This window comes from Methylomonas koyamae (assembly GCF_019669905.1).
In the GTDB taxonomy this organism is placed as follows: domain Bacteria; phylum Pseudomonadota; class Gammaproteobacteria; order Methylococcales; family Methylomonadaceae; genus Methylomonas; species Methylomonas koyamae.
The window spans coordinates 2982307-3006513 of the sequence record NZ_AP019777.1 but is presented as its reverse complement, the minus strand read 5'-3'; the positions used below and the strand labels follow the sequence as shown (position 1 = coordinate 3006513).

The 24207-nt window shown below is 57.1% G+C and carries 18 protein-coding genes, 1 tRNA gene and 1 pseudogene; 16 read left to right on the top strand and 4 right to left on the bottom strand.

Annotated features, from left to right (window positions below):
- The first annotated feature begins 139 nt into the window (after positions 1 to 139).
- The 11 genes from putA (at position 140) to MKFW12EY_RS13410 (ending at position 14890) form a co-directional block, all read left to right on the top strand.
- The gene (gene putA / locus MKFW12EY_RS13460; protein WP_221053169.1) at positions 140 to 3244 is read left to right on the top strand and encodes a bifunctional proline dehydrogenase/L-glutamate gamma-semialdehyde dehydrogenase PutA; all 3105 of its coding nucleotides are present in this window, start codon (positions 140 to 142) and stop codon (positions 3242 to 3244) included.
- A 217-nt stretch (positions 3245 to 3461) separates the two neighbouring features.
- On the top strand, positions 3462 to 4130 hold the full coding sequence (locus MKFW12EY_RS13455) for a biliverdin-producing heme oxygenase (RefSeq protein WP_221053168.1): 669 nt from the start codon (positions 3462 to 3464) through the stop codon (positions 4128 to 4130).
- Positions 4123 to 7389 carry a bifunctional diguanylate cyclase/phosphodiesterase gene (locus tag MKFW12EY_RS13450; RefSeq protein WP_221053167.1) on the top strand — a complete coding sequence of 1089 codons (3267 nt, stop codon included), beginning with the start codon at positions 4123 to 4125 and terminating at the stop codon, positions 7387 to 7389. The genes MKFW12EY_RS13455 and MKFW12EY_RS13450 overlap by 8 nt, the downstream gene beginning before the upstream one ends.
- 102 nt (positions 7390 to 7491) lie before the next feature.
- On the top strand, positions 7492 to 8673 hold the full coding sequence (locus tag MKFW12EY_RS13445; RefSeq protein WP_221053166.1) for a hypothetical protein: 1182 nt from the start codon (positions 7492 to 7494) through the stop codon (positions 8671 to 8673).
- 1 nt (position 8674) lies between these two features.
- Positions 8675 to 9805, top strand: coding sequence for a glutathionylspermidine synthase family protein (locus tag MKFW12EY_RS13440; RefSeq protein ID WP_221053165.1), 1131 nt, complete (start codon positions 8675 to 8677; stop codon positions 9803 to 9805).
- 3 nt (positions 9806 to 9808) lie between these two features.
- The gene (locus tag MKFW12EY_RS13435) at positions 9809 to 10225 is read left to right on the top strand and encodes a DUF350 domain-containing protein (RefSeq protein WP_221053164.1); all 417 of its coding nucleotides are present in this window, start codon (positions 9809 to 9811) and stop codon (positions 10223 to 10225) included.
- A gap of 14 nt (positions 10226 to 10239) precedes the next feature.
- Positions 10240 to 10920: a two-component system response regulator CreB gene (creB, locus tag MKFW12EY_RS13430; RefSeq protein ID WP_054763663.1), complete on the top strand. Its 681-nt coding sequence runs from the start codon at positions 10240 to 10242 to the stop codon at positions 10918 to 10920.
- A complete protein-coding gene (gene creC / locus MKFW12EY_RS13425) occupies positions 10917 to 12362 on the top strand; it encodes a two-component system sensor histidine kinase CreC (protein WP_054763662.1) in 1446 nt (481 codons plus the stop codon). The genes creB and creC overlap by 4 nt, the downstream gene beginning before the upstream one ends.
- A gap of 334 nt (positions 12363 to 12696) precedes the next feature.
- Positions 12697 to 13941 (top strand): autotransporter outer membrane beta-barrel domain-containing protein, encoded by a 1245-nt coding sequence (locus MKFW12EY_RS13420; protein ID WP_221053163.1) that lies wholly within the window; start codon positions 12697 to 12699, stop codon positions 13939 to 13941.
- A gap of 68 nt (positions 13942 to 14009) precedes the next feature.
- On the top strand, positions 14010 to 14366 hold the full coding sequence (locus MKFW12EY_RS13415; RefSeq protein ID WP_054763497.1) for a NifB/NifX family molybdenum-iron cluster-binding protein: 357 nt from the start codon (positions 14010 to 14012) through the stop codon (positions 14364 to 14366).
- 332 nt (positions 14367 to 14698) lie between these two features.
- Positions 14699 to 14890 carry a hypothetical protein gene (locus tag MKFW12EY_RS13410; protein ID WP_054763498.1) on the top strand — a complete coding sequence of 64 codons (192 nt, stop codon included), beginning with the start codon at positions 14699 to 14701 and terminating at the stop codon, positions 14888 to 14890.
- Between the two features lie 183 nt (positions 14891 to 15073).
- On the opposite strand, the pseudogene MKFW12EY_RS23295 reads toward MKFW12EY_RS13410, so the two are convergent.
- Positions 15074 to 15292 (bottom strand): annotated as a pseudogene (locus MKFW12EY_RS23295) (DUF6538 domain-containing protein); the annotation flags it as partial.
- Between the two features lie 264 nt (positions 15293 to 15556).
- Between MKFW12EY_RS23295 and MKFW12EY_RS13405 the strand changes: the two are divergent.
- The gene (locus MKFW12EY_RS13405; protein ID WP_054763499.1) at positions 15557 to 16843 is read left to right on the top strand and encodes a tyrosine-type recombinase/integrase; all 1287 of its coding nucleotides are present in this window, start codon (positions 15557 to 15559) and stop codon (positions 16841 to 16843) included.
- 411 nt (positions 16844 to 17254) lie between these two features.
- Complete coding sequence (locus MKFW12EY_RS13400; RefSeq protein ID WP_157199593.1) at positions 17255 to 18010, top strand: hypothetical protein; 756 nt, start codon at positions 17255 to 17257, stop codon at positions 18008 to 18010.
- 458 nt (positions 18011 to 18468) lie between these two features.
- Here the strand turns inward: MKFW12EY_RS13400 and MKFW12EY_RS13395 are convergent, their stop codons facing one another.
- Positions 18469 to 19302 carry a hypothetical protein gene (locus tag MKFW12EY_RS13395; RefSeq protein ID WP_221053162.1) on the bottom strand — a complete coding sequence of 278 codons (834 nt, stop codon included), beginning with the start codon at positions 19300 to 19302 and terminating at the stop codon, positions 18469 to 18471.
- Positions 19303 to 19473: 171 nt separating this feature from the next.
- On the opposite strand from MKFW12EY_RS13395, the gene MKFW12EY_RS13390 reads away from it, so the two are divergent.
- Positions 19474 to 20571 carry an IS5 family transposase gene (locus tag MKFW12EY_RS13390; RefSeq protein ID WP_221053058.1) on the top strand — a complete coding sequence of 366 codons (1098 nt, stop codon included), beginning with the start codon at positions 19474 to 19476 and terminating at the stop codon, positions 20569 to 20571.
- 331 nt (positions 20572 to 20902) lie between these two features.
- Here the strand turns inward: MKFW12EY_RS13390 and MKFW12EY_RS13385 are convergent, their stop codons facing one another.
- Positions 20903 to 21496 (bottom strand): recombinase family protein, encoded by a 594-nt coding sequence (locus MKFW12EY_RS13385; RefSeq protein WP_054759143.1) that lies wholly within the window; start codon positions 21494 to 21496, stop codon positions 20903 to 20905.
- Between the two features lie 449 nt (positions 21497 to 21945).
- Positions 21946 to 22036, bottom strand: a tRNA-Ser gene (locus tag MKFW12EY_RS13380).
- A 76-nt stretch (positions 22037 to 22112) separates the two neighbouring features.
- Between MKFW12EY_RS13380 and MKFW12EY_RS13375 the strand changes: the two genes are divergently transcribed.
- Both MKFW12EY_RS13375 and mch read left to right on the top strand, forming a co-directional pair.
- Positions 22113 to 23213 (top strand): ATP-grasp domain-containing protein, encoded by a 1101-nt coding sequence (locus tag MKFW12EY_RS13375; protein WP_054759141.1) that lies wholly within the window; start codon positions 22113 to 22115, stop codon positions 23211 to 23213.
- A 4-nt stretch (positions 23214 to 23217) separates the two neighbouring features.
- Positions 23218 to 24201: a methenyltetrahydromethanopterin cyclohydrolase gene (gene mch, locus MKFW12EY_RS13370; protein WP_054759139.1), complete on the top strand. Its 984-nt coding sequence runs from the start codon at positions 23218 to 23220 to the stop codon at positions 24199 to 24201.
- The last annotated feature ends 6 nt before the right edge of the window (positions 24202 to 24207 follow it).

Here is a 24207-nt window from a genome sequence, read left to right as displayed (position 1 = left end):
AAGTTAAGGTTGTCGGGCAAAAGTAGCAGACCGGCCGCGATCCAACAAGCCGCGGCCGTGCGGCCGATTGACAAGGCATGCCGGCCGGAGTGTCATAGCGGGCAGATTACGACTTGATCGGGCAACAGCGGAGGGGGCGATGCCGGCGGAACACGAACTGGAGGGACTGAGGGCGCGGATTCGCCAGACCTACACTCGGCCGGAAGCCGAGGCGGTGGCGGCGTTGCGGGCCGGGTTGGCCGATTACGGCCCGCAGCAGGTTAGCGCGCAGGCCGAACGCCTGATCGCAGCGATTCGCGGGCGGCGGGGCGGGGCGGATTTGTTTCAAGGTTTTCTGCAGGAATACGGCTTGAACAGTGCTGAAGGGCTGCAATTGATGGGCTTGGCCGAAGCGCTGCTGCGCATCCCCGATCCGGCCACGCAAAACCGGTTTTTACAGGACAAATTGGCCAGCGGCGATTGGCTCCGCCATCTGGGCCATAGCGAATCCTGGCTGGTCAACCTCGCCAGCGGCGCCTTGGCGCTCGGCGGCGGCATAGAGCGCTGGCTGCGGCACGCCGATTCTGACCCGTTTGCGGCGCTGCTGGAGCGGCTGGGCGAACCTTTGATCCGCAACGCGGTCGGCCAGGCCATGCGCATCCTGGCCGAGCAGTTCGTGATTGCCGAGGACATCGGCAAAGCGCTGGAGCGAGCGCGGCGCAGCCCGCACTACCGCTATTCGTTCGACATGCTCGGCGAGGCGGCGTTGACCGCCGCAGACGCGGAGCGCTATTACGCCGCCTATGCGGCGGCCATTGCCGGTTTGGCCGATACGGCCGATGGCGGGCTGTTCGAAAATCCGGGTATTTCGGTCAAATTGTCTGCCTTGTATCCGCGCTACGAGGTATTGCAACAGCGGCACGCGGTCGCGGCGATAGTCGACAAGTTGTTGAGTCTGGCCCAGCAAGCCAAGGTCGCCAATATCAACCTGACGGTCGATGCCGAGGAAGCCGAGCGTCTGGAAATGTCGCTGGACATTTTTGCGGCGGTGTTCGCCGAGCCGGCATTGGCGGATTGGCCGGGGCTGGGTCTGGCGGTACAGGCCTACCAAAAACGGGCGCCGGCCGTGATCGACTGGCTGGCGGCGCTGGCGCAAAGCGGCGGCCGCAGGATTCCCATCCGTCTGGTTAAAGGCGCCTATTGGGATAGCGAAATCAAACGGGCCCAAGAGAACGGTTGGGAGGACTATCCGGTGTTCACTCGCAAAGCCGCGACCGATTTGGCCTATCTGGCTTGCGCTCAAGCGATTCTGGCGCGCCCGGACTGTTTTTACGGCCAGTTTGCGACCCATAACGCCCATAGCGTGCTCGCCGTCCAAGCCATGGCCGGCCCCGGCCATCCCGGTTACGAGTTTCAGCGCCTGCACGGCATGGGCCAGGCGCTTTACGACGCCTTGCTCGAATCGGGCCGGCCCGAGTTGGTTTGCAGGGTTTATGCGCCGGTCGGCGCCCACTGCGAATTGTTGCCGTATTTGGTGCGGCGCTTGTTGGAGAACGGCGCCAACAGTTCCTTCGTTAACCAAATCGAAAATCCGCAGGTTGTCGCCGGACAATTGGCGCAAGATCCGGCCGAACAGCTCGACGCCTCGGCCGTAGCGGAATTGGCGCCGCCACCGGAGTTGTTCTCGCCGCAGCGCAGAAATTCGGCCGGTATGAATTTGAGCGATCCGGCCGCGTTGCGCCATCTACGCCGCGAACTGGACGAATACGCCGGCAAACTCTGGCAGGCTTCGCCGCTGATCGACGGCAAACGCCTGCGCGGCGAAGGTCTGACCGTTTACAGCCCGTATGGCCGCGGGGCGGCGATCGGCCAGGTATTGGCTAGCGGGGAGGCCGAGATCGATGCTGCGCTGCCAGCCGCCGAACGCGCGTTTGCGGACTGGTGCCAGCAACCTGTCGTGAAGCGCGCCGCCTGCCTGCAGACGGCCGCCGATTTATTCGAACGTAACCGGGGCGAATTGCTGGCCTTATGCGTCCGCGAGGGCGGCCGCAGCTTGAGCGATGCCTTGGCCGAACTGCGCGAGGCCGTCGATTTGTGCCGCTATTACGCCGCCAACGCGCTGGTTTTGTTTGGCCGGCCGCAAGTCTTGCCCGGCCCGACCGGCGAGGACAACCGGCTTGGTTACCGCGGCCGCGGTGTGTTTGTTTGCATCAGCCCGTGGAATTTTCCGTTGGCGATTTTCGTCGGCCAGATTGCCGCGGCGCTGCTGGCCGGTAATAGCGTGATTGCCAAACCGGCCGAGCAAACCGCGCTGACGGCCATGGCTGCGGTCAGGCTGCTGCATCGAGCCGGGGTACCGAAGCCGGTGTTGCAATTGTTGCCGGGCGACGGCGAACGCGTAGGCCGACGCTTGTTGAGCGACCCACGTGTGGCCGGCGTGGCCTTTACCGGCTCGGTGGCAACCGCCAGCCTGATCAACCGTCAATTGAGCCAGCGGGCCGGGCCGATTGCGACGCTGATCGCCGAAACCGGCGGCCAGAACGCGATGCTGGCGGACAGTTCCGCTCACACGGAACAACTGGTGCGCGACGCGCTGCAATCGGCCTTCAATAGCGCCGGCCAGCGCTGCTCGGCGTTGCGGGTGTTGTTTTTGCCGGAGGAGACCTGCGATGCGGTGATCGAGCGCTTGATCGGGGCGATGCGCTTGCTGCGGGTCGGCTCGCCGTGGGATTTCGAGACCGATGTCGGCCCTATCATCGACGAGGCCGCCTTGGCCACGTTGCACGCCCATCTGCAGCGCATCGCCGAATTCGGCAAGGTGTTGTACCAAACGCCGTTGCCGGCCGCTTGCGCGAACGGCTGCTTTTTCCCGCCGAGCTTGGTGCGGATTCCCGATTTGGCAGTGCTGGAGGGGGAAGTGTTCGGGCCGATATTGCACGTGGTCAGCTATCGCGTCGGCGAGCTGGAGCGGGTGGTCGAGGCGATCAATGCCAGCGGCTACGGCCTGACGCTGGGCCTGCACACCCGGCTCGAGTCGACGGTGCAGTATGTCGCGCGCCATGCCCGGGTCGGCAATTTATACGTCAACCGCAACATGATAGGCGCGGTGGTCGGCGTACAGCCGTTCGGCGGACTGGGTCTGTCCGGCACCGGCCCGAAAGCCGGCGGCCCCAACTATCTGTTGCGGTTTGCAGTCGAGCAAACCGTCAGTATCAATACCGCCGCTATCGGCGGCAATCCCGGTTTGTTGCAAGGCAGGACCTGACGCGGACGTTGGCCCGGCAGCGCGAAATCGCGTAACAGAACGGAATGCGGGGCGACGATTTTTGCCCTATGAATCAAGCCTGTATCCGCCAAAATCATCCCGGCGAGAAGCGCTGCGCCGACGGCGGGATGCGGCGCAGCGGCTGCTTGGGCTGGTGTGCGGGCAAACCAGTGGTATATTTTTCAGCGAATTCCGCTTATTCGCTAACCAGGCATGCATGGAAATTACCGCAACTAACCCACCACCAGCGTCCACCGGCCAAGGCAGCCTGCGCACGTTGCTACGCGAAGCCACCCAGGCTCAGCACGAACGGCTCAACCGGCATGCGTTACTGGCGGGGCTGCCGCAACCGGGCTATACGTTGGCAAACTACCGGCTGCTGTTGCAGACGTTTTACCGGCTCTACCGCGGATTGGAACAAAGGCTCGCCGAATTCGCCGCCGGGCCGGTTGCCGGGTTCGATTATGCGGCTCGAGCCAAACTGCCCTGGTTGGAAGCGGATTTGCGCCACTTCGGTATTGATCCCGCCGGGCTGGAATCGGCTGCGGCGCCGGTATCCGTGCCGGCCATCTCCGGCCTGGGCGACTACGTCGGGGTGCTTTACGTGATCGAAGGTTCGACCTTGGGCGGCCAAATGATCGCCAAATGCCTACGGCAACACCTGGGTTTGACGCCGAGCGGCGGCGCCCGTTTCTATTCCGGTTACGGCGAGGCCGGCGCCAGCATGTGGCGCGGCTATCTCGCCTTTGCCGAATCGGTTGCCGCCGACGCCGAACAAGCCGGCGCAGCTCGGCTGGCCGCCAACCGCACTTTCGCATTGTTCGAATTCGAGCTCGATCGAGCCATTCTGTACGGTCCGCTGGACGGGAGGGGCAGCCATGGTTAGTTTTAGCCCGGAACAGTTGGAGCAGGCGCTGCAAAAATGCGCCGCCGAGCCTATTCACCAGATCGGCCAAATCCAGCCGCACGGCGCTTTGCTGGTGGTTACTGCGGATGCGGGGGCGCAAGTGGTCCAGGCCAGCGCCAATCTGAGCCGGTTTTTACCGTGCTCCGCCGAACAAGCCTTGGGCCGGCCGTTTGCCGACCTTTGCGGCGGCAAGGCGGCCGAGCAGTTGCAGGCCTTGGCCGAAATTGCGCGCAGCCGCAATAGCGCCAGCGGTAAGCTCGCCGTGGCCATTGGCGGTGCGTTGGCGGAACTGCAGGCCCACGTCTACCTCTGCAACGGCGGCATCGCGGTCGAGCTGATGGCGGACCAAGCGGAAAACCCGGAAGCGCGGCTGGCGGAGCTGTTGTTGCAGATGCAGGATGCGTTGCTGCAAATCGATACCGATCGCGAATACCTGCACTATTTCGACCAAGTGGCAATCCTGGTGCGGACCTTGTGCGGATACGATAGCGTGATGGTTTACCGCTTCGATTCGGAATGGAACGGCGAGGTGGTCAGCCAAAGCCGGATCGAAACCGCCCCGTCCTATCTGGGCCTGCACTTTCCGGCCAGCGACATTCCGGCTCAGGCCCGGCGCTTGTTTGCGCTGAATCCGGTGCGGGTCGTGGCCGATATCGAAGCGGAACCGGTGCCGGTGCTGCCGGCCCTTAACCCGCTGGCGGGCGAACCGCTGGATATGACCTATTCGGCCTTGCGCTGCCTGTCGCCGATTCATATCCAATACCTGCGCAACATCGGCGTGCGCGCTTCGATGGTGGTGTCGTTGTTGCAGAACGGCCGGCTGTGGGGCTTGATTGCCTGCCACCACCACGGTCCCAAACCGGTGTCCATCAGCGAACGCGAGGCGGTAACCTTTATCAGCCGGATGACCTCGGCCAAACTGGCGGCGATCGAGGCGGTGGAGCAGCATAACCACGTCACCAGCGCCAACCACTTGATCGGCGAATTGCTGAACTACATCTTTACCAGCCAGGAAGAGACGATTTTGCAACGGCTACTGCCGGAATTGATGCGCTTGCTGCATGCCGACGCAGTCATCGCTTTGGTGGAAGGCAAGCGCCATCGCCACGGCCCGACCCCGACGGTGGTGCAACTGGACGAGCTGTTGCCGTGGTTGAGCGGCCAGGCTAGCACAACCTCGTTCAGTTGCGACCACCTGGCCAAACATTTCCCAAAGGCGGCGGCTTACCCGGATACCGCAGCCGGCGTACTCTGTACGCCGCTATCGGCCGACTTGAGAAACGGCATCGTCTGGTTCCGGGCGGAAAAACCGCGTACGGTGCATTGGGCCGGACATGCCGAGAAAGGCTTGGTCGAAGACGAAGCCGGCGGATACCGGCTGACGCCGCGCGAGTCGTTCCAAGTCTGGAGCGAGTTATGGCGCGGCCGCAGCGCGCCGTGGACTATCGTCGAATTAGGCGTGGCGAATATGCTGGCCGTCACGCTACCGGAAGGTTTGGCGCAGAAAAGCCGGCTGGACCAGGCTTTGAAGCAACAAAGTGCGTTGGATGCCGAATTGCGGATTGCCGCGACGGCGTTCGAATCTCAGGAAGGTATCGTGGTTCTGGACTCGGCCCGCAATATTCTGCGGGTGAATCGGGCTTTTTGCCGGATTACCGGCCATTCGGCCGAATTCGCCGTCGGCAAAAATCCGCGCGAGTTGAAATTGGATAGACAACCGATTGCCGATTACGAAGCGATGTGGGAAGCCATCGGCGTTAACGGCGCCTGGGAAGGCGAAATTACGATCCAAGCCGTAGGCGGCAAGCTATTTCCGGTGCACTTATCTATCTCCGCGGTCACCGACCCGCAGGGTAAGCTGAAAAATTACGTCGCTAGTTTCATCGACATCAGCTCGTTGAAAGCCGCGGCCGAGGAAATCCAACGCCTGGCGTTTTACGACGCCTTGACCGGGTTACCGAACCGGCGGCTGTTGCAGGACCGTTTGCAGCACGCTTTGGCGATCAGCGCCCGCAGCGGCCGGCCCGGCGCGTTGCTGTTTATCGACCTCGATAATTTCAAACTGCTGAACGATTCGCTGGGCCACGACATGGGCGATTTGTTGCTGCAACAAGTGGCGCAGCGTCTGACGGCGTGCGTCCGCGAAGGCGACACCGTGGCGCGTCTGGGCGGTGATGAGTTCGTCGTGATGTTGACCGAATTGGGCGACGAAAGGCACGAGGCTTCGGCGCAGACCGAGATCGTGGCCAACAAGATTTTGGCGACGCTGACCAAACCCTACTCGTTGAAAGAACAGCAATACCGGAACTCGCCCAGCATCGGCGCGGTATTGTTCCGCGACCACGAATTCGATATCGAGGCCTTGTTGAAACAGGCTGATATTGCGATGTACCAAGCCAAGAAAGCCGGCAAAAACACCGTGCGCTTTTTCGATCCGCAAATGCAGGCCAACATCGACGCCCGGATGCAATTGGAAGCCGATCTGCACCACGCCTTGGCCGAACACCGCTTCGTATTGCATTACCAGCCCCAAGTGGGCAAAAACCGGGAAATATTCGGCGCCGAGGTGTTGATTCGTTGCCTGCACCCCGAATCCGGTTTGATTCCGCCTAAGGATTTCATCGCGTTGGCGGAGGAAATCGGTTTGATCACCCCGATCGGGTTATGGGTGCTGGAAACCGCCTGCCGGCAGATAAAAATATGGGAAGCCGACCCCAGGACCCGGCATTTGCAATTGGCCGTGAATGTTAGCCCCAGGCAATTTCGCCAAGCCGATTTCGTCTACAGCGTGATGCGGATCGTGCGGGAAACCGCAATAGAGCCCGGCCATTTGAAATTGGAGCTGACCGAAAGCCTGGTATTGGACGATATCGAGGATACCGTCGTTAAAATGCACGCGTTACGGGATTTCGGCGTGCATTTCGCGATGGACGATTTCGGTACCGGCAATTCGTCATTGTCGAATCTGCGTAAGCTGCCGATTGCGCAATTGAAGATCGACCAAAGTTTCGTTGGGGACATATTGCACGACACAGACGACGCAGTGATCGTACAAACCATCATCGCGATGGCGAAAAACTTGGGCATGGAAGTGATCGCCGAGGGCGTCGAAACCGGCGGCCAGCGTGCCTTTCTTGAGCAGCACGGTTGCGATGCGTTTCAAGGTTATTTGTTCGGTAAGCCGATGCCGATCGCCGATTTCGAGGCCATGTTGCACGGCGGTTTGCCGCCTGTTTAGCGGAGCAGCGGGCCGCTGCCGGATTTCCGAAAACGGACAAATTGCGACCTAGCAACTATGCTTACCCGACTTTGTTAACCCTTGCCAGCCATGCCGCCGTCTTTGAATAAAAAACTGACCGTTACCTACCTGTTCTGGAAAAAGTTGTTGGCCTTGTGTTTGGGCTTGCCGCTGGCTCTACTGCTGGTTTGGCTGGGTTTGAGCAGCAACTTTTATTTGTTGGAAGTGTGTCTGGTGCTGTTCGGGGCCTACGTTTTTCGACAGTTTGCCGAGACTGTTAGCATGGGCACGGTTACGTTCTATCCGGACAAAATCGTCAAGAACGGCTGGTTCGGCGTAACCGCAATTCCGACCCACGCCCTGGCCGTAAAAATTAACAAACAAGACGGCGTCGAATCGCTGCATTTTTTTCACGGCTCCGAAAAAAATATCCGCGAATCGGTCTCTGTTGAGGGTAGTTATATGTCGGAAGAGCACCGGCTGTGGCTGGATTCCTACCGCCGCAATATTTACCGGATCGGCGATTTTTGGCGGACACCGAGCAACAACAGCGCGGCCTGCGTCGAGTTCGAAAAGGCGGCGGCGACCTTTCGCTTCATTACCATTCTGACGATGCTGTACTTGTTGGTGTACGTCGTCTGCGCCACCTACCTGTACTGGCATTACCAAGTCTTCTTCGGTTATGTGCCGGTGGCGCTGGCCTGGCCGCTGAGGCTGCTATTTATGGTTGCGGCCCTGGCGGTTTACCCGCTATTGCGTCTGCAAAGCCGGCTGCCGCTGGCCGAGCGCAATTACACCCAGCGCGTGCAACGCGGCCATCGGCAAGCCCTGCGCTCGGCGTTGCTGGCCAACGCCGTGGCCTGGCTCGGTTTGCCGTTATTTTTGCTATGCGGCAACAAACTGGATTTTTACATGATGCTATTGGTCGGCGGCGTCTACCACCGCGATTTCTATCCGCGGCTGTCGGATTGGGAGCAGTTGTTGCAAGTGGCACCGGCAAACCCGGCCGCTGCGCCGATTCCGCGCCGCTCATTGCAAGTATCGCTGGCCTTGCTCGGCGGCCTGTCGCTGGCCGGGTATGCCGGGCAGCCGGCCGACTTTCGCATCCGCCAGGATTGCGCCGACGCCAACGCCAATCCGGCCGAATGCGATAACAGCCATAGCGGCGGCCACGGCGGCGGTTCCGGGTCGAGTTACCGCGGCGGCAGCGACGACGGCCACAGCGGCATCCGCCGCGGCGGTTTCGGCTCGTTCGGCGGTTCACACGGCTTCTTCGGCGGCTGAAGTGCAACGCCTGGAACGGCAAGCCCGTGCCGATTGGCGGCAACGGCTGGAAGCGGTGGGGATGGATTTTCATACCATAGACGGCGCCGTGTATTGGGACGAATCGGCCTGCTACCGCTTCAACCGCAGCCAGATCGACGTGCTGGACGACGCCACTGCCGAGTTGCATAAACTGTGTCTGCAAGCCGTCGCCGAGGTGATCCGCCGCGACTGGTTCGACCGCCTGCGGATTCCGCGTTGGGCCGCGCCGTATCTGACGGCGTCGTGGGAGCGGGGCGAGCCGAGTTTGTACGGCCGCTTCGATCTAGCCTGGGACGGCAGCGGACACCCGAAAATGCTGGAATACAATGCCGACACGCCGACCGCGTTGCCGGAAGCTGCCGTCGTACAATGGTTTTGGCTGACCGATTGCCAACCCGATGCCGACCAGTTCAATTCCATCCACGAAAAACTGATAGCCTTCTGGCAAAGCTATCGGCACAGCCACGCCGAGGTCTATTTTGCCGGCGTCGCCGACAGCGCCGAGGATGCCGGCAACCTGTTTTATTTGATGGATACCGCGCTGCAGGCCGGCATTCGCCCGCATTGGCTCTCTATCGACGACATCGGCTGGCAGGCGGCCGCGCAACAATTCGTCGATTTGCGGAATCGACCGATTCGGGCCTTGTTCAAACTGTATCCGTGGGAATGGCTGCTGCGCGAGGAATTCGGGCCTTATCTGCCCAAAGCCCAGCCCAACCTGCTGGAACCGGCCTGGAAGCAAATTCTTAGCAATAAAGGCATTCTGCCGATCTTGTGGGAATTGTTCGAGGGCCACCACAATTTGTTGCCGGCCAGTTTTGCCGACAAACCTTTGCTCGGCGATTACGTGCGCAAGCCGCTGTATTCGCGGGAAGGCGCCAACATCGAAATCCGCCGCGGCGCCCATGTCGTCGAATCGGCCGGCCGCTACGGCGACGACGGTTATATCTACCAGCGTTATACGCCGCTGCCCAATTTCGCCGGCAATTACCCGGTGATCGGCTCCTGGGTCGTCGGCGGAGAGCCGGCCGGCATCGGCATTCGCGAGGACAAAACCGAAATCACCGGCAACAATAGCCGCTTCGTACCGCATTTTTTCGTTGAGGACTGATCTATGCCCACCATTGATTTGGCCGAGTTGGCGGCCGCAGCCAACGGCTTCGTGTTGCACTTTCTGGCGGCCGTCGCGCTCAGCGTATTGTTCGGTTTCTGCTATTTGCACATCACGCCCTATGCCGAGTTCAAACTGATCCGGGAAGGCAAGACCGCACCGGCCCTGGCCTTCACCGGCGCCTTGCTCGGGTTTGCGCTGGCCTTGGCCGGGGCGATTGCCAACAGCGTTTCCTTTATCGACATGTTGATCTGGGCCGGCGTAGCCTTTTTTGTACAAACTTTGGTGTTCGTCGGCGTGCGTCTGGCTTTTGCCGATTTGTGCGAACGCATCGCCGCCGATGAAACCGGGTCGGCTATCCTGCTGGCCGGCATCTCGTTAGCAGCCGGCCTGTTGAATGCGGCCTGCATGAGTTATTGACGGCAGGGATTCGCGTGAGCAAACGCATTTTAATCGTCGAGGACGAGCCGGCGATTGCCGATACCTTGATTTATGCGTTGCAACAGAGCGGCTACCAGGCCGAGCACGCCGGCTTGCTGCAAACCGCGTTGGCGCGCCTGCAGAGCGAAACCTTTGCGTTGGCGATCCTGGACGTCGGTTTGCCGGACGGTTCCGGCTTCGAATTGTGCCGGCAATTGCGCCGGTTTTCGCAGATACCGGTGATGTTTTTGACAGCGCACGGCGATGAGATCGACCGTATCGTCGGCCTGGAAATCGGCGCCGACGATTATGTGACCAAGCCGTTCAGCCCACGCGAAGTGGCGGCGCGGGTCGCAGCGATACTGCGCCGGTTGCAGCCGGCTTTGCCCACGGCCGTCGCCGGTACCAGCGGCGATTTCGAGCTGGACGGCGGGGCAGGGCGCATCCGCTATCGCGGCCGTTTGCTGGAGCTGACCCGTTACGAATATCTGCTGCTCAAGCTGCTGATCGAGCACCCGGAGCGCATCTTCTCCCGCGAGCAATTGCTGGAACGGGTTTGGCGCGATCCGGGCGACGTGTTCGACCGCACCGTCGATACCCATATCAAAACCCTGCGCGCCAAACTGCGAGCCATTGCCGACGCCGATCCGATCCGGACTCACCGCGGCTTGGGCTACAGCCTGGAAAGCCGATGAGGTTATCGCTACGCCTGTTTCTGGGCTATTTCTTTTTGGTGGCCGTGACCGGGCAATTGGTGTTGCTGTTGGTCGTCAAACAAATCAGCCCCGGCGTCAGAATGGCGCTGGAAGCCAGCCTGGTCGACACCGCCAATCTGCTGGCCGAGTTGGCCGAGCCCGAGTTGGCGCGCGGGAACATCGCCGACGGCCAGTTCGCCGATGCGGTAAGGCGTTACAGCAAGCGGCCGGTGTCGGCGACGATATTCGGCTTTCCGAAACAAAGTCTGGATTACCGGGTTTACGTTACCGACGCGACCGGCATTGTGCGCTTCGACTCGGCCGGAACCGCAGTCGGCGAAAATTACTCGCGCTGGAACGACGTCTATCTGACCCTGCAAGGCCGCTATGGCGCGCGCTCCAGCCAGGCCGACCCGGACGATAAACGCAGCTCGACCATGCATGTCGCGGCGCCGGTACGCGATGGTGAGACTTTGATCGGCGTGGTTACCGTCGCTTATCCGACCGCCTTGTTGCAACCCATCGTCGAAGCCGGCAAGTCGGCGGTGCAGCGTGGCGCGTTCTGGCTGTTCGGCGGTGCGCTGCTGTTCGGCGCGATATTCAATTGGCGGCTGACCCGCGCCATCGAATTACTGGTGGCCTATGCCCGCACGGTAACCTCCGGCGGCAAGGCAACGCCGCCGAAACTGCACAGCGTCGAACTGGCGACGCTGGCACAGACGCTGGAGACCATGCGCCGCGAGCTGGAAGGCAAGCAATACGTCGAGCGTTACGTGCAAACCCTAACCCACGAAATGAAGAGTCCGTTGGCGGCGATCCGCGGTGCGGCGGAATTGCTGGAGGAACCGTTGCCGGACGCCGACCGGCTGCGGTTTGCCGGAAATGCCCGCGAGCAGGCCGAGCGGCTGGACCAACTGATAGAACGTTTGTTGGGCCTGGCGGCAGTGGAGCAACGCCAGCACTTGGCCGAACCCAGAGTTTTGGATTTGGCCGGCTTGGTAACCGCGGTCGCGGCCGAAAAAGCCGCACCGTTGGCGCAGCAGCGCTTACGTTTTGCGCTCGATTTTGCCGGGGAGTTGCCGGTGTTGGGCGAGGAATTTCTGTTAAGGCAAGCCGTGTCCAATTTGCTGGACAACGCGCTTGCTTTTGCGCCGGCCGAATCGGCCATCGAGATCCGCGGTTGGAGCGAGAATCAGCAGGTAAGGCTGCGCATCCGCGACCACGGTCCCGGCATTCCGGCTTACGCATTGGCGCGGCTGTTCGAGCGTTTTTATTCGCTGCCGCGGCCGGCTACCGGCCGCAAAAGCACCGGGCTGGGCTTGGCCTTCGTCCGTGAAGTTGCCGCGTTACACGACGGCGAAATCCAGGTCGCTAACGCCGAGGGCGGCGGCGCGGCGGCCGATTTACGTTTGCCGCTGTCGCTAAGGCCCTTGCATGTCTGAGGCGTAGCGAAACGGTAAGCGGCATCTAAGCGCAGCACCAGGCAGGAGCAGGCTGGTCCGGCGTTGGCCGGCAAACTGGGCAACTTACTGAACCGGTCGCGACGTTTGCGGCCCGACAGGCCGGCCTTTGGCGGGTGGGTGGGGTTTTGTAATAAGTTATGTGATTCATATCACATAATTCTGTATTATTTGCGCAAAAAACGGCGCAGCAATTGTTGCAGCGGGTACAGACAACAGCCCAACCCACCAACTCACGATGAATCATTGCATTACCACACGCAAGCCGGCAACCGCTTATCCAAACAGTGGCTCCGCAGCCATTCGCAAACGGCGCTTGTTGGTTGCGGCCGGCTTAGTGGTCGCGGCGACTTCCGATGCTGCGGCACAGTCTTTGGATCAACAGATTCGCGCACTGTTGGCAAAAGACGGCAACCAGCGCGGCTGTGCCCAGTTGGTCGGCGATTCGCCGCGTCAAGCCGGTAGCTTGCAGCCCTCGAATTTCGGGCCGCAATTGGCCAGCCTCTGCGGCAGTATTCCGGCAGGCAATCCGCCGCCGGTAGGCGGAGCGCCGGGTGGCGGCGCGGCGAACAATTCCGCGGCCGGCGCGGCCTTTTCCGCCCTCGGCCAGGCCGACCAGGTCGTGAAAAAGCGGCGGGGGCATGCCGATTCCGACTTAGGAACTGCCAAGGGCGGCGGTTCCGGCGACTGGGCGTTGTTGCCCGGTTTGAATCTGTTCTTCAACGCCGATTACCGTGAATTGGACCGGCGCCAAACCGAATTGGAGCGGGGTTATGCCTCCAACGAAGCCGGCTTCAGCCTGGGTATCGATGCCATGCCGGTCGATTGGGCCGTGGCCGGATTGGCCGTCAACTATTCGCATTGGCACGGCGACCAGTTCAACGGTGGCGGTTTCGATACCGATTCCTACGGCCCGACCTTGTTTGCTTCGGTGTTTCCCTGGCAAGGCTTTTTCGCCGATCTGTCGTTTCAATATCTCCGCAAAGACGGCAGCAACGCCAATCGCCGCGACTACCTGCGCGAAGACAACACCAATTTCGGCGGCGCGATCAGCGGCACGCCCGGCGCCGACCAATTCGAAGGCAATCTGTCCACCGGTTACGATTTCACGCTAGGCGGTTTGACCTTCGGACCGCGCGGTACGCTCCGCTACCGGCACGCGGCAATGGACGCCTACAGCGAGCAGGGCAGCTCCGGCCTGGAGCTGCGTTATCTGGCGGACCGCTTGACTTCGGTACAATCCAGCGTCGGCGCCCAGGCTTCTTACGCCATCAGCACTTCGTGGGGGGTATTGGTGCCGCAGGTCAACGCCGATTGGACTCACGAATACGACAACGGCCAGCGCACGGTTTATGTCCAGTTCGCGCAAGACTACCGAGCGCTGCCGACCACGTTCGGCTTTCAAACCGACCGGCCCGACCGGGATTTTTTCCATGTCGGCGGCGGCCTGGTCGCGGTGATGGCTAACGGTTTGCAGGCTTACGCCAATTTCGAGGCTTTGTTGGGCCACGCTTATTTCGACAATTACATCGGCGCTATCGGCGTCCGTTTGGGATTTTAAGCAAACGCGGCAGAGGTTTTGTAACAGGCGGCAAGCTTGCCTAATTTTGACCGGGGGGAGCGAAAACGATGGCACAGAAAATTATTGCGGTGGCAGTGAATCAAGACGGCACGATAGCCGCGCATGCCGGCAGAGCGGCGACGTGGCAGGTCTATGCCGCCGACGAATCCGGCGCGGAATTGGCCTGGACGCTGGATTTGACCGAATTCGGCAGCCTGCACGAATGGCACGTGCGCGGCGATGGTAACCGCCACCCGCTGCACTATGGATGCGGCGGCGTGATTCGCCGCTTGGCCGAGCGTAATACCGAACTGGTCACCACCAGCGAAACCTGGCCGCAACAAGCCATAGCGACCTATCTGGCCGGAAAACTCGCCGCAGGTCTACCGCACGACGAACAGCAATGTCTGAAAGGCCATCATTAATTCGCCGGTAGTCGCAGCTACGGAAATGTAGGCTTGTCGCCGCGTGGCGGTCAGGTCGCTTATTCAGCGTTGCCGTGGCCTCGGTTGGCGGCAATTCTCGGTCCCGGAAACCCCAATCCTGCAACAGCATGGTAGCCAACTCCGATGCGCCAGACTCGACAGTGGCAGTTAACCTATCCCGCGCCGGCGTGGTTCGGATAATACACTTGCCTCCAGTACTGTTTTATTAATTAAAACAATAAATTGAATATATCGCGTATTGTAGATTTTTAATGCGCCGATATAGTGAAAGCGTGTTTTCGTTGCGACCGGCAAACGGTCTGGGAGGCCAAATGAAAATCGCTAATGCAGGAAATTTCGGTTTAACGATCGTAGCGCTAGCACTGGCCGGCTTGGCAGGGGTGTTGCCGATCGATTTCGTAGTGCCGGCGGTATTATTCGCGTCATTGGTGCGCGGTAGCGTCGCATTAATCGAAAAAGCCATCGACGGCGCCGGTCACGCCAAGGAACTCGACCGGCACTGATTCAAATACGGTTCCGCTGGGCGAACCGCCGTTTCTAAGCGGTTCGCCGAATAGGTTGGGCTTTGCCGGGGCAGGGCCGATTCAACCCCGGGAACCGTGCTGGAACCGAGGGTTTGCCGTTTAGGGCACGACCGTTACGGTTCGGCGCTCGAACGTCGGGGTAAACATAATCGGCTGACCGCTTTAGTGCTTGCTTGCAAGCGCCGACAATGTGCCCGCGATGAGTTCAGGGTGGTAAAACGTCTGTGTTTTTCCGGCTTTTAGATCATGCAAAAGCGCTTTGAAGTGAGCTGCGAGCAGTAGTGCTCTGCGTTCTGCTTCATCGCTGTTTTGGATTCTAAGGCTTTGGATGATTTCGCGAGATTTGACCAATTCGCGAAGTTTGGCGGGAACACTAAGACGAAAATAAAAGACGTCTTATCAGATAGGGGACTTTTGCCATAATGGCAGCCTCTTTGTAGCAAAACGCTGTTTTTTGAGGCTATAAACAAAAAAAGCCTTTGAAAAATCAAAGGCTTTTTGAAATATGGCGGAGAGATAGGGATAATCTCCCAGTCGTATATAACGCTCTGAAATCATTGAAAATAAAAGGCAATCCCCGTTGCAATGTGGGAAATTGCGTGGGAAACTATGTGGGAAAAATAACTCTCCGACATATTTCAACCTATGCTGAATATCGAAAGTCGCAACGGCTGGTACACAGCAGTAGTGAAAGTCCCCAAAAAGCTCCAGCCGATACTTGGGAAAGCAAAATTTAGCCAAGCATTAGGGACAACAAACCCACGTGAAGCCCAGCGCTTAGCAGCTCCTTTTATTGCTCGCTGGAAGTTCGAAATCGAGAAGGCCAGGGGTGGGCATGGTATCGCGGCAAAGGCAGCGCAGGAATGGCGCACGTACTTTACTGAGCAGGCCGCGGCTATTGAGTGCGAGCCTGAGGGCGCCAGGCGGGAGGCTTTGGAAGCCGGTATGGATGAGTTGCGTTCTTCCTTTGTCGATCAATTGCGGTCCCTGCCTGAGGCACAAGCGGACACCTTAGCGGGTTTAGTCGATGGCTCCCGGACATTAACTTCAGAGTATTTTGAGGCCTGGAAAAGTCAGTTAGACCTTGCTCCCAAGACTATCGACCAAATGTCACGCGATATAGCCTTGTTGATTGAGCGCTTCGTTACATTGGACGGGATCACAAAAGAGGGTGTATTACTTTTCCTGTCTGATCTGGAGCGGGCCGGCAAGGGTCCTGCGACAATTAAGCGTGTATTATGTTCTTATCGTAATTATTGGAGCTATTTGCAGGACTCGCATGTCGTCAGTATTGAGCACGATCCGTTTGACTTGCAGCGGCTCCTTGCTGGTAAGTTCAAGCGCGCAGCTAAGAAAAAGGCTCAACGACGCGCATTCAGCCCGGCTAATGTGGTCCACCTTTGGTCCTTGGCGGTCGATAGGGGCGACCAACAGCTTGCGGATTTGATTGTACTTGGTGCTTATACCGGCGCCCGAATCGAAGAGCTTTGTTCTCTGAAGGGTGACGACGTGAACCCCGAGAGTTTTATTGTACGCGAAGCGAAGACAAATGCGGGTGTGCGGGAAGTCCCTATCCATTCAGCTTTGGTTCCCTTGATGGCTCGCCTAAAAGCTTCCACTAAAGACGGTTATTTACTTTCGGGCTTAACTTTTAACAAATACGGTGACCGGTCTAACGCCATAGGGAAGCGGTTCGGGCGCTTAAAGGAAAGTGCGGGCTTCGATGGTACGTTAGTTTTCCATTCACTTCGGAAGACGTTGATAACCTTATTGGAGCAAGCGGGCATCCCGGAGAACTTCTGTTGCGACATCGTCGGCCATGAGAAGGGGACAATCGGGTACGGTCATTATTCGGGGGGCGCTTCGTTGGCTAACAAGCGAGATGCCATCGAGAATGTCAGTTATCCATTTCCAGATGGTACAGTTGTTTAGGATGGGGATCGTCCGCGTTGACTTACGATTGCCGCTAGGGCTGCCATTCGGCTAGGCTTAGTCTGTGGTACTCAGGGCTGCTCACTGCCGCTCGCTGGTGTTCAGCCCATGCTACCCTAGCGGGTGCTGCTGGCTCGCCTCTCTGCATCTAACCACAACTAAAATCGAGTAGGAGTCCCACGTCAGGGATGGTCGCGTGGCCGGGGCTATGGGGGACTTTTCGCGCTCGTTATGGTTCAGAAGACCACCCGAAAATTTATAACAAAACTAACGCGACTAAGCATTTGACACTAACAGCTATATCGGGTAAAAAAAATTTTCTAAATAGAGAATACTTGATTATTAATGGAGGTTGCCAGTGCTTTTAAAGTGCGCTCTGTTGTTGAAAATTGTATGAGGTTTATGAATTAAATGAATATGCTTAAGACTTTTTTTACTTTTGCACTGTTTTTTAATTTTTCTACTGCAAAGGCGGATTTGAACGTTAGGTGGAATTTAACTGACGTAGTATTCACTGATGGTTCAGTTGCTACTGGTTATTTCGATATTAATATGACTACTTTCCCATCTAACGGTGTGTACCTAACAGGGCTAAATATTCACGTCAGTGATTGGACTTCAAGAGCGATTGTTCCTGATTATGATAATATCTTATTAGGCGAATCGAAAGAAATTGAGCTTTTATTACACTCTTCCTACGTGGCTGGAGATGGGCTAACGGTAAATGTTGGCTCCATTCTGCCCACAGTGATGTATCAATCCTATTTAGGAGCACCTCCAAAAAATATAGATCGTGAACGCGAAACTCCTATTTATATTTCAAGCGGCGCCGACGGAATTTTTGTTTTAGAGCTTATCTTCCCAGGTGTGCTTTCATCCTCGTATCACATTGCGCCTGTTTCATTGATGCCTGGGAGCAGCGAGATATTTGCACTGTATTTTTCGACTTGGTTTGACGAAAAAGAGCACTATGTCACACTGGGCTCTCATTTTATCCAATCGGGCAGTTTAACGCCTGAATATCTTGATCCAATTCCTACGCCTCCCACTGCGCCAGCTCCAGTGCCAATCCCCAGCGTCGTTTGGTTATTCGCCATGGGTTTATGGTCAATAGGTTTTAAGCAGCGTCGAAGGGTAAATGAAACGCGAGTCAGGTTATTTTGTTAAGTTTTTCTGGCTATGCAATTTGCAATTCTAATCGATTGCACACTGGATATTCTTTTGAAGTGGGACGACCCATCGCAGGTGCCTTGTCCGGGATTATGCGCTATTTTGGCAAGCTCTTTGTCGATATTCGTTAAGTTGCTCGACGTGTGATTCGCTTGAGTAGGTTAAATTCGTTCATCATTGAAGCCCGCCCCTCGGATTTCGATGGCTCTATCTGTTAGTAGTAAAGGGTACAGATACCTCTCAAGTCCTTAGCAGGTTGGTGAAAAACCATATTCCAGCCACTAATTTACCCAGAAGAAGCCTTTATTTAGTACTGAATCAATCTTGTGGTACTAAATGTGGGTCTGATTGGTTGCAAAAAGAGTTTTTCACCAACCTGTGAGGCGGACATGCGGGCACAGATTGAGCAATTTGCTCATTCCAAGGATGCTCACTCCGTGCCCATTATGTGTTAGTTATTCGTCTTCGTCGGTCTCTCGAATATGGTCCTTCAAGGCGTTAAATAATGATTTACTGTAGAGTTCAAGCGCATCCGCAACTATTTCGACATCCTGCCTTGCGAGGGTCCGACCGAAGGTAGAGACCAACTTATCGGCAATTTCCTTTGTTTTCTGATCTCTCCAATCGTCATCATAACGCACTTCGGGGCCGGCAGCCCTGAGTCGCCTTTTAGCCTCGTCCCATGTCCCCGGCATTGGCATACCCGGAAACTTCTCTTCAAACTCGCTGATAGTTTTTCGCATGTTTCCGGTGGTTCCGTCGCTTATCCCTGTCTTTTTCACGATGTCCTTTTTTGTATAACGGTTGACTTTGTAGTGGTTGAGTAGATTGAGTCTCCAGGCTGCTTTTTTCCGGTCCCACTGGGTGAACGGTAGTTTATAGTCTGAGTTGCTCTCTAGGGCTTTGTCTAGCGCTTGTTGTAATGTTCCCTCGAAGACTTTGACCTGTACCGAATCCGGCATGCCTGCTTTATTGTAGGCTTCAATTCGGTGGTGCCCATCTATACATACCCAGCCCTCTCCGGCCCAGAATACATCGACAGGTGCTAGTAATGCTGACTCTTTATCGCGGGTGAGTACCCCAGCGAGGTCTTCTACATGTTGCTTGCTGGCTGCCTCCCAGGTGTCGCGATACTGGAATATGCCTTCAATAATGACTATTTCTCTTGTACTGAGGAAGGATGGGTTAGTTTCTGGTTTTGGCTTGCCGTTCGCCACACATTCCCGTAATGCGCTGATTGCTTCTGTAAACTCTAGGCCGGCTTGGCTCAACTGCTTCAGTTGCTTCATTCGTACTATTCCTTAGTTAGCTTTGTTAGCGTTCCGGTGCTGTTCCAGTATCAAGGTTAAGCACTGGTTGTTGTTTAGCAGGCTGGTGAAAAACTCCCAAAGCTGCAGTCATCAAGGCGCATAGCCTCAGCAAACAAGTAAAATAGCGCATCTAAATTGGAGAAGCCCCCCATGCGCGGACACGATGCCATTCAAAATAGCTGGTTCAGCTACGTTAGCCTGGAAGACCGTATTCCCAAACAGCATCCGTTGCGTCGTTTACGGCTACTCGTCGATGGCGTATTGGCCTCTATGGATGCGGTCTTTGCCGAATGCTACTCCCATACTGGCCGCCCGTCGATTGCGCCCGAAAAACTGCTGCGCGCCTTGCTATTGCAAGTGCTGTACACCGTTCGTAGCGAACGCCAGTTGATGGAACAGCTGGACTACAACCTGCTGTTTCGCTGGTTTGTCGGTTTGGGTATCGACGATGCTGTCTGGGAACGCAGCGTGTTCAGCGCCAACCGCGAGCGCCTGCTGTCCGAAGCACTGAGTCGCGAGTTTTTTGAGCGGGTCTTGGCCATTGCCGAATGGCAAAACCTGGTGTCCGACGAACACTTCAGTGTCGACGGCAGCCTGATCGAAGCCTGGGCCTCGCACAAAAGCTTCGTGAAGAAAGACGGCAGCGGTCCTGATAAACCCGCCGGCCGCAATCCCGAGGTCGACTTCAGCGGCGAAAAGCGCAGCAATGCCACGCATCAGAGCACGACAGACCCCGAAGCGCGGCTTTACAAGAAAGGCGAATACACCGAGGCCAAACTGCGTTACATCACCCATGCCCTATCCGAGAATCGTAACGGCCTGATTGTCGATGTCGAAACCACCCAAGCCACCGGCACCGCTGAAATCGAAGCCGCGCAAACAATGATCAAACGCCGTGTTCCCAAAGGCGGCAGCGTCGGTGCCGACAAAGGCTATGACCAACCGGCGTTCGTCAACAAACTCAAGACGCAAGACATCAAAGCCCATGTTGCTCGCAAAAAGACCGGCAGTGCCGTCGATGGCCGCACCGCGCGCGGCAAAGCGTACGCTCAAAGCCTCAAGCGCCGCAAAATCGTCGAAGAAGCCTTCGGCTGGATCAAGACCGTCGGGGGCCTGCGTAAAACCCGCCACATCGGCTTAGCCAAAGTCGCAGGTCAGGCCTTGTTTTGCTTTGCCGCCTACAACCTGACGCGCTTGCTCAACCTATTGGTGTTCACGCCGAAACCGGCGTGGAGTGCGCCCACCTAGGGCGAAGTGCGCCTGAAAACCGTCCACAGACGGCTTCAGGCGAATAAAAAGCCCTTGAAACAGGGGCAAAACGGTTGAAACTCGATGTCATGACCGATTTCAACACGAAAAAATCACGGAAACCGTGGGTAAGGGGAAATATCAGTGGGTTTTTCACCAGCCTGTTAGGTGCACCCGGTGCCGGCTTTGGTACTCCCGCTGGAAATCCTTCAGGTAATCGAAGGCGGCAAGCGGCAGCGCAAAAGACCGAATTATTTTAGGTTGTTGGTTCATTCTGCATTCCATATAAGATATTGAATTAAAAGGCAGTTCTACTGTTAGAGGAGCCGGTTCAAATCTTTGGTTCTGCGGGTGTTGTTTTCATCATCCGCTGAAGTGTGGAAAGCGAGATATCCAACGTCTTAGCCGTGTTCCTCCAGGATGAACCGGCCGCAAGCAGGGTTTCGGCTTTGCTCTTCAGCTCGGCATTATCGACCTTTACAGGGCGGCCCAGTCTCGCGCCGTCGGCTTTCTTCTGAGCCAGCTTGGCTTTGGTACGCTCACTGATAATCTGCCGTTCAAACTCAGAGATGGCGGCGAGCATGTTGAGTGTAAGGTTGGCTTGTGCGGAGTTATCCAGAGTACCTAACCCGAGTACCACAAGGACCACGCCGCGCTCAATTAAGGCTCTAACGGTTGCAATCACGTCCAGTATATCGCGTCCTAGGCGATCCAACTTCGTGACTACCAGCGTGTCTCCGGTACTGAGTCTATCGTTCAACCGCTGGAATTGCTCCCGCTGCAAGGCTGGGACTTTGCCGCTCACGCCTTGTTCCGTAAAGACCCGATCCGGCTCTACCGTGTAGCCGGCTCCGGCGATCTGGGTTAATTGTTGCTCGGTGGTCTGGTCCTTGGTTGAAACTCTGAGATAGGCAAAGGTTGGCATGGTGGGTGCTCCCGTTATGTATTAAAAACGGGGTTGATTATCTCGGTACGATGTATCTATGTCAATGCCCCATTAAAGAATACACTTTGAGTGTACCGATTCGCGTAGTCAAAAACGAACGTTAAAGAATACGCTTAGTGTGTCGTGTCTGTCGGGGCCATCTTGCAATCCTTGTAAGACGCCAAGCCACAACGCCGCGCGCTTGGTGCTTTAACTCGATTTGGTGTGCTGTTATCGGGTCGCCCGACTTTGGATGGATTGACGGGCGGGCCCATGGGGGACTTTCTGCGGTCATCAATACTCAGAAGACCACGCGGAAATTTATGGTATTTTGTTCGCCCTGCGTTTGTGGTGTGTGGGCGATTTTGTGGGAACGTATGTGGGAAAATAAGAAAGCCCTTATACTGCAACTTGTTGAATAACAAGGAATATAAGGGCTTTTCGAATAATGGCGGAGAGCTAGGGATTCGAACCCCAGGAGGGGTATAAGCCCTCAACGGTTTTCAAGACCGCCGCTTTCGACCGCTCAGCCAGCTCTCCAATAGCCGCGCATTATTTCAGAAAGTTTTTCCAGAATCTAGTATTTTTTTACGCTTGATTCGGGCGATCTGAAGGTATGCGTACTCCTGTTTTTTCTAAGTGTTTGTTAGTTATTGCAAAATCGGCCAGAATGCTGGCGCGGATGTGTGTCGATATCGGCTACGATGTCGTGGCAATCGATTGTTATGCCGATGCCGACACCCGGCAGATGGCTAGGCAGGTCTTTAAAGTCGAATCGTTAGACTGGGCTGATGTTAGTCCAGCACTGCTGGCGGTTCGGCAATCCGGTACAGTCTACGGCATTCTGTACGGCAGCGGCCTCGAAGCTTTTCCGGAAACTCTGCAGTATCTGCAATCTCACTCGCGCCTCTTCGGAAATTCAGCGGAGGTTTTTCGGAAAGTTCAGGATAAGCCCTATTTTTTCAGGTTGATGGCAGAACTAGGCGTCGCGCATCCGCCGGTAAGCTTTGTTGCGTCGTCTCCCGGTGACAGCTGGATTTTCAAGCCCTGCCGCAGCGAAGGTGGTGTGGGTATAGGCCGCGACAGGGCGGGGGCCGGCGTCGATGGATACTGGCAGCGTTTTGTCGACGGCCAAGCAATGTCGGTTTTATTTATGTCGTTTGTCGATCGAGTCGAGGTGATCGGATTCAACCGCCAATGGTGTGCCGCGTCTGGCCCCGCAGGCCATTTCCTGTTCGGCGGCATAGCCAGCCATGCCGAGCTACCGGCCGCTGTCCGCAGCCAACTTACCGATGCGGTCAACAAACTTTCGGCCGCTTACCAGCTACGCGGGCTGAACACGCTGGATTTTATGGTCGCCGCTACTGGCGGGTATGTGTTGGAAATCAATCCGCGTATTTCGGCCAGTGCCCAGCTCTATGGCCGCGAGTTGTTGCTAAGGCATTTGGCGGCGTTTGGCGGGACGGAAGTTTCCGGTACTAAAGTATCCGGCGAGCCGTTGGCGTATCAGATTGTTTATGCTGCAAAAAACCTGGAAATCGATGCGGACGTGGATTGGCCGGATTGGGTCGTGGATCGGCCGGTCGCGGGCTCGATTGTTGGCGTGGGCCAGCCGATATGCAGTATTATTGCCGGCGGAAAAAATTCACGGCAGGTCGCCGAGCAGTTGCTGCAACGGCAGGCCATCGTTCAAACCCTTTTGAAATTAGGTTGTTAAATTCATGCAATATCAGGCGAGCGTCAACAAACTTTCACAGCCCTTGGTGCAGGAGCTGTTGGATAACGCTGACAAATTAAGGTTGGGCGTCGAGAAACTCGACAACGGCTGTACCATCATCGACGCCGGCATTAAAGTACCCGGCGGTTTGGAAGCGGGCCGCATCATTACCGAAATCTGCATGGGCGGCATGGGTACTGCGACCATCTCGCAAAGTACTTACACCGAGAATTGGCCGCTGACCATCAATGTTCACGCCACCAACCCGGTGTTATCTTGCCTGGGTAGTCAATACGCCGGCTGGAGCCTGTCGCACGGCAAATATTATGCATTGGGTTCCGGCCCGGCGCGAGCGATGGCGACCAAGCTTAAGGACGGTGCCGTTGAGCCGGTGGAAGAGTTGTACAAAGAGTTAGAGTACCGCGATAGTGCGGAACGGACCGTGTTGGTCATCGAGAACGATGCCGTGCCGCCGGTGGAAATCGTCGAGAAAGTCGCGGCTGCTTGCGGCGTGGCCCCGGATAAGCTGACCATCATCGTTACGCCGACCAGCAGTTTGGCCGGCGGCGTGCAAGTAGTGGGACGGGTTTTGGAAGTGGCGATGCATAAAGCGCACGCCTTGCATTTTCCGTTGGAAAACATCGTCGACGGTTCCGGCAGCGCGCCGATTTGTCCGCCGCATCCCAATTTCGTCAAGGCGATGGGCCGGACCAACGATGCGATTTTGTTTGCCGGGCAGGTGCATTTGTTCGTCAAAGGCGACGACGCGGCCGCCGAGAAACTGGCCAAGGAATTGCCGAGTTCAACTTCCAAAGACTACGGCAAGCCGTTTGCCGATATCTTCAAAGCTTACGAATACGATTTCTTCAAAATCGATGCGATGCTGTTCAGCCCGGCCGTGGTCATCGTCACTGCCGTCGAATCCGGAAAAAGTTTTCGGGCCGGCAAGCTGGACAATGCATTGCTGAATCAATCGTTCGGCGCCTAAACGTCT

Coding starts and splice junctions, on each gene's coding strand:
- putA (WP_221053169.1), top strand. CDS start 140: ATGCCGGCGGAACACGAACTGGAGGGACTGAGGGCGCGGATTCGCCAG.
- MKFW12EY_RS13455 (WP_221053168.1), top strand. CDS start 3,462: ATGGAAATTACCGCAACTAACCCACCACCAGCGTCCACCGGCCAAGGC.
- MKFW12EY_RS13450 (WP_221053167.1), top strand. CDS start 4,123: ATGGTTAGTTTTAGCCCGGAACAGTTGGAGCAGGCGCTGCAAAAATGC.
- MKFW12EY_RS13435 (WP_221053164.1), top strand. CDS start 9,809: ATGCCCACCATTGATTTGGCCGAGTTGGCGGCCGCAGCCAACGGCTTC.
- creC (WP_054763662.1), top strand. CDS start 10,917: ATGAGGTTATCGCTACGCCTGTTTCTGGGCTATTTCTTTTTGGTGGCC.
- MKFW12EY_RS13415 (WP_054763497.1), top strand. CDS start 14,010: ATGGCACAGAAAATTATTGCGGTGGCAGTGAATCAAGACGGCACGATA.
- MKFW12EY_RS13410 (WP_054763498.1), top strand. CDS start 14,699: ATGAAAATCGCTAATGCAGGAAATTTCGGTTTAACGATCGTAGCGCTA.
- MKFW12EY_RS13405 (WP_054763499.1), top strand. CDS start 15,557: ATGCTGAATATCGAAAGTCGCAACGGCTGGTACACAGCAGTAGTGAAA.
- MKFW12EY_RS13400 (WP_157199593.1), top strand. CDS start 17,255: ATGAATATGCTTAAGACTTTTTTTACTTTTGCACTGTTTTTTAATTTT.
- MKFW12EY_RS13395 (WP_221053162.1), bottom strand. CDS start 19,302: ATGAAGCAACTGAAGCAGTTGAGCCAAGCCGGCCTAGAGTTTACAGAA.
- MKFW12EY_RS13390 (WP_221053058.1), top strand. CDS start 19,474: ATGCGCGGACACGATGCCATTCAAAATAGCTGGTTCAGCTACGTTAGC.
- MKFW12EY_RS13385 (WP_054759143.1), bottom strand. CDS start 21,496: ATGCCAACCTTTGCCTATCTCAGAGTTTCAACCAAGGACCAGACCACC.
- MKFW12EY_RS13375 (WP_054759141.1), top strand. CDS start 22,113: ATGCGTACTCCTGTTTTTTCTAAGTGTTTGTTAGTTATTGCAAAATCG.
- mch (WP_054759139.1), top strand. CDS start 23,218: ATGCAATATCAGGCGAGCGTCAACAAACTTTCACAGCCCTTGGTGCAG.